This is a genomic window from Actinosynnema sp. NPDC059335 (assembly GCF_042752395.1).
Lineage (GTDB): Bacteria > Actinomycetota > Actinomycetes > Mycobacteriales > Pseudonocardiaceae > Actinosynnema.
Map to the genome: position 1 here is coordinate 1 of NZ_JBHYXZ010000303.1, position 3,238 is coordinate 3,238.

4 protein-coding genes are annotated in these 3,238 nt (G+C 72.6%); 2 read left to right on the plus strand and 2 right to left on the minus strand.

The features are described 5' to 3' along the window. Positions 1-119: 119 nt before the first annotated feature. Entirely contained in the window at positions 120-416 is a 297-nt protein-coding gene (locus ACFXGA_RS39950; RefSeq protein WP_378098345.1) for a DUF4873 domain-containing protein, read from the minus strand. After that, complete coding sequence (locus ACFXGA_RS39955) at positions 416-1,174, minus strand: TetR/AcrR family transcriptional regulator (RefSeq protein WP_378098348.1); 759 nt, start codon at positions 1,172-1,174, stop codon at positions 416-418. The genes ACFXGA_RS39950 and ACFXGA_RS39955 overlap by 1 nt, the downstream gene beginning before the upstream one ends. Positions 1,175-1,236: 62 nt before the next feature. On the opposite strand from ACFXGA_RS39955, the gene ACFXGA_RS39960 reads away from it, so the two are divergent. Both ACFXGA_RS39960 and ACFXGA_RS39965 read left to right on the plus strand, forming a co-directional pair. Next, entirely contained in the window at positions 1,237-2,136 is a 900-nt protein-coding gene (locus ACFXGA_RS39960) for a diiron oxygenase (RefSeq protein WP_378098351.1), read from the plus strand. Then, entirely contained in the window at positions 2,133-3,086 is a 954-nt protein-coding gene (locus ACFXGA_RS39965; RefSeq protein ID WP_378098354.1) for an alpha/beta fold hydrolase, read from the plus strand. The genes ACFXGA_RS39960 and ACFXGA_RS39965 overlap by 4 nt, the downstream gene beginning before the upstream one ends. The last annotated feature ends 152 nt before the right edge of the window (positions 3,087-3,238 follow it).

Sequence of the window (3,238 nt, forward strand, 5' to 3'; positions counted from 1 at the left end):
CTCGTCGGCGGCGGGATGCCGATCGGCATCATCGCCGGCAAGAGCAAGTACCTCGCCCCCGGGGACGGCGGGGCGGGGGCGGCGGGGGGCCGCCCCCAGGCGGGGGTTCCCGGCCCGGCTCAGTCGACCGCGAACGGCGGGGTGGAGATCCCCGCGACGCGGTACCGCCGCCACGGGTCCGGGTCGGTGAGCGACCCGGTCGCCGACCCGCCGGGGGTGCGCAGCAGCGCGGTCCGCGCACCGCCCTCCACCAGCTCGGTGACCCGGTCGTTCGCGCCGACCCGGCCGTACCAGTGGTAGCGGCCGTCGATGGGCTGGAAGTAGCCGCGCAGCTCGACGCTCACCGGCACCTCCCGCCCGTCGAACACCAGCGTGGCCTCGCCGGTGTAGCCGTCCTCGTCGTGCTCTTCGGACATCACGCCTCCTCGACGTCGACGACCCGCAGGTGGGGGCCTTCGTGCAGGTCTTCGGGCGAGCCGGCGGCGGGTGTCGCGGGCGGCGCCGCGGCGGTCAGCGGGGCGTCCGGGTCGAGCACCACGCCCGCCGAGCGGAGCAGGCCGTCGATGGCGTGCCAGATGATCGTGGTGAGGTAGTCGCTCAGGCTCGCCCGCGTCATGGACTGCCGGTCGAGCCACCAGTCGCCCGCGTTCTGCACCATGCCGACCAGCGCGTGCGCCCACGGCTCGGCCCCGCCGGAGTCCATGCCGAACGCGCGCAGGTAGTCGCCCAGCAGTCGGGCCAGGGCCGCCGCGATGAGCTGCTTGTCCTCGGTCACCACGTCCTGCTCGACCGGGCGGTCGGTGAACGACTTGCGCACCACGAACCGGTACAGGTTGGGGTGCTCCTCGATCACCGACAGGTACGCGTCCACGATGCGCTTGATCCGCGCCCGGATCGGGCCGTCGTGCTCGATCGCGGGCCCCATGCGGTCCATCAGCATCTCGGTGCCGCGCCGGCCGACGGCCAGGTACAAGTCCGACTTGTCGGCGAAGTGCCGGTAGAGCACCGGCTTGCTGACGCCCGCCTCGGCGGCGATCTCGTCCATGCCGACGTCGGGTCCGTGCTGGGCGACGGCGCGGATCGTGGCCTCCACGAACTCGGCGCGCCGCGCCTCGCGGTGACCCTTCCACCGCTCGCGGCGCGCGTCCGTGCCGCCCTTGACAGTTCGAGCCATGTGACGCACGCTACCAGAAGTAACCGTTACCTCAAGTAACACGTAAATCCCGGGAGGGACCGATGTCGAGGACCTTGAAGGTCGCGGATCGCGAGAAGACGGCCGAGCGCCTGCTCAACTCCTCGGCCGACAAGTTCTACGACCCGGAAGTCGACATCGACTGGTCGGCGCCCCTGGTCGACGGCCTGCGGTACACCCCGGAACACCGGTGCTCGCTGTACGGCACCGCGCTGTGGGAGCGGATGACCCCGGAGCAGCGCATCGACCTGTCCCGGCACGAGGTGGCCAGCGTGGCCAGCGTCGGCCTGTGGTTCGAGATCCTGCTGATGCAGATGCTGCTCAAGGAGGTCTACCGCTCCGACCCGACGACGAAGCACGCGCAGTACGCGCTGACCGAGGTCGCCGACGAGTGCCGGCACTCGACCATGTTCGCCCGCATGGTGGAGCGGATCGGCTGCCCGCCCTACGGGCCGCGCCGGTACACCCACCAGCTCGGCAAGCTGCTGCCGGTGATCGGCTACGGGCCCGCGCTGTACGGGTCGATCCTGGTCGCGGAGGAGATCCTGGACCGGTTGCAGCGCGAGACCATGGCCGACGAGACGGTGCAGCCGCTGGTGCGCATGGTCAACCGGATCCACGTGCTCGAAGAGGCCCGGCACGTGCGGTTCGCGCGCGAGGAGGTCGTGCGCGGCATGGAGGAGCTGACCCGCAAGGAGCTGCCGTACCAGCGGTGGCTGATCGCGACCACGTCCATGTTCATCACGCGGTCGCTGATCAACCCCGAGGTGTACGCGGCGGTCGGGCTGGACCGGGACGAGGCGCACAAGGCGGCGCTGACCAACCCGCACTGGCGGGAGACGATCCGCTGGTCGGGCGAGCGGATCATGAAGTTCCTGGACGAGGTGGGGCTGGTCGGCGCGCCCGGGACGCGGGCGTGGCGCCGGTCGTTCCTGCTCGGGTGAGCGGGGCCGGGGTGGGCGAGCGGACTTCCGCGCCGTGGGAGGCCGGGCGTCGGTTCGTGACGTCCGACGGGACGGCGCTGCACGTGGTCGACACCGGGCCGCGGGACGCGGAGCTGACGACCGTGCTGCTGCACGGCTGGACGTTGGACCACACGTCGTGGGACGTGGTGGCGGCGGAGGTGCCGGGCCGGGTGCTGCGGTACGACCACCGGGGGCACGGCGGCTCCGCGCCCGCGCCGGTCGGCACGGCGACCATCGCCCGGTGCGCGGACGACCTGGCCGAGGTGATCGCGGACCGGGTGCCGGTGGGGCGGATCGTGCTGGTCGGGCACTCCATGGGCGGCATGACGATCATGGCGTTGGCCGAGCAGCACCCCTCGCTGTTCGAGCGGGTCGCCGGGGTGGTGCTGGTCGCGACCTCGGCGGGTGAGCTGGCCGGGTCCACGCTGGGGCTGCCCGGTGTGGTCGGGCGGGCGTTCCTGGCGGGGGAGAAGGCGCTCAACCGGCGGATCGCGCGCTCGCGGCGGGCGGAGCTGCTGCGGCGGACGGAGGTCGCTCGGCCGGGGCTGCGGTGGTTGCTGTTCGGCAGGCGGCCGTCGTGGCGGCACGTCGCGGCGACCGCGGCGATGGTCGGGCGGTGCCACCCGGTGAGCATGGTCGGGTTCCGGGGCTCGCTGGACGAGCACGACCGGCGGAAGGCGCTGGTCGGGTTGGCCGGGGTGCCGGTGGTGGTGCTGGCCGGGGCGGAGGACCGGTTGACGCCGTTGCGGCACGCGCGGGTGCTGGCGGACGAGGTGCCGCACGCGGAGTTGGTGATCTACCCGGGGGCCGGGCACATGCTGCCGTTGGAGCGGGGGCGGGAGGTGGCCGGGCACGTGGTGGCGGTGGCACGGGTGAGCGAGGGGGAAGAGCAAAAGCGTCCTCGCCGGACGGGCAGATCAGCAGGATGACGGGGTTCGGTGGTCAAGCCTCTGCTGGGTGGTGGGTCGGGTTTCGTGTCATCCCGCCGACCTCCACGAGGGCTACCGCACGTGTCAAGGGGGCCGTTCCAGCGTCAGGTGCGGTTGGGCGGGAGGTGCCCCCTTGACACGCGCGGTAGGGC

Coding starts and splice junctions, on each gene's coding strand:
- ACFXGA_RS39960 (WP_378098351.1), top strand. CDS start 1,237: ATGTCGAGGACCTTGAAGGTCGCGGATCGCGAGAAGACGGCCGAGCGC.
- ACFXGA_RS39950 (WP_378098345.1), bottom strand. CDS start 416: ATGTCCGAAGAGCACGACGAGGACGGCTACACCGGCGAGGCCACGCTG.
- ACFXGA_RS39955 (WP_378098348.1), bottom strand. CDS start 1,174: ATGGCTCGAACTGTCAAGGGCGGCACGGACGCGCGCCGCGAGCGGTGG.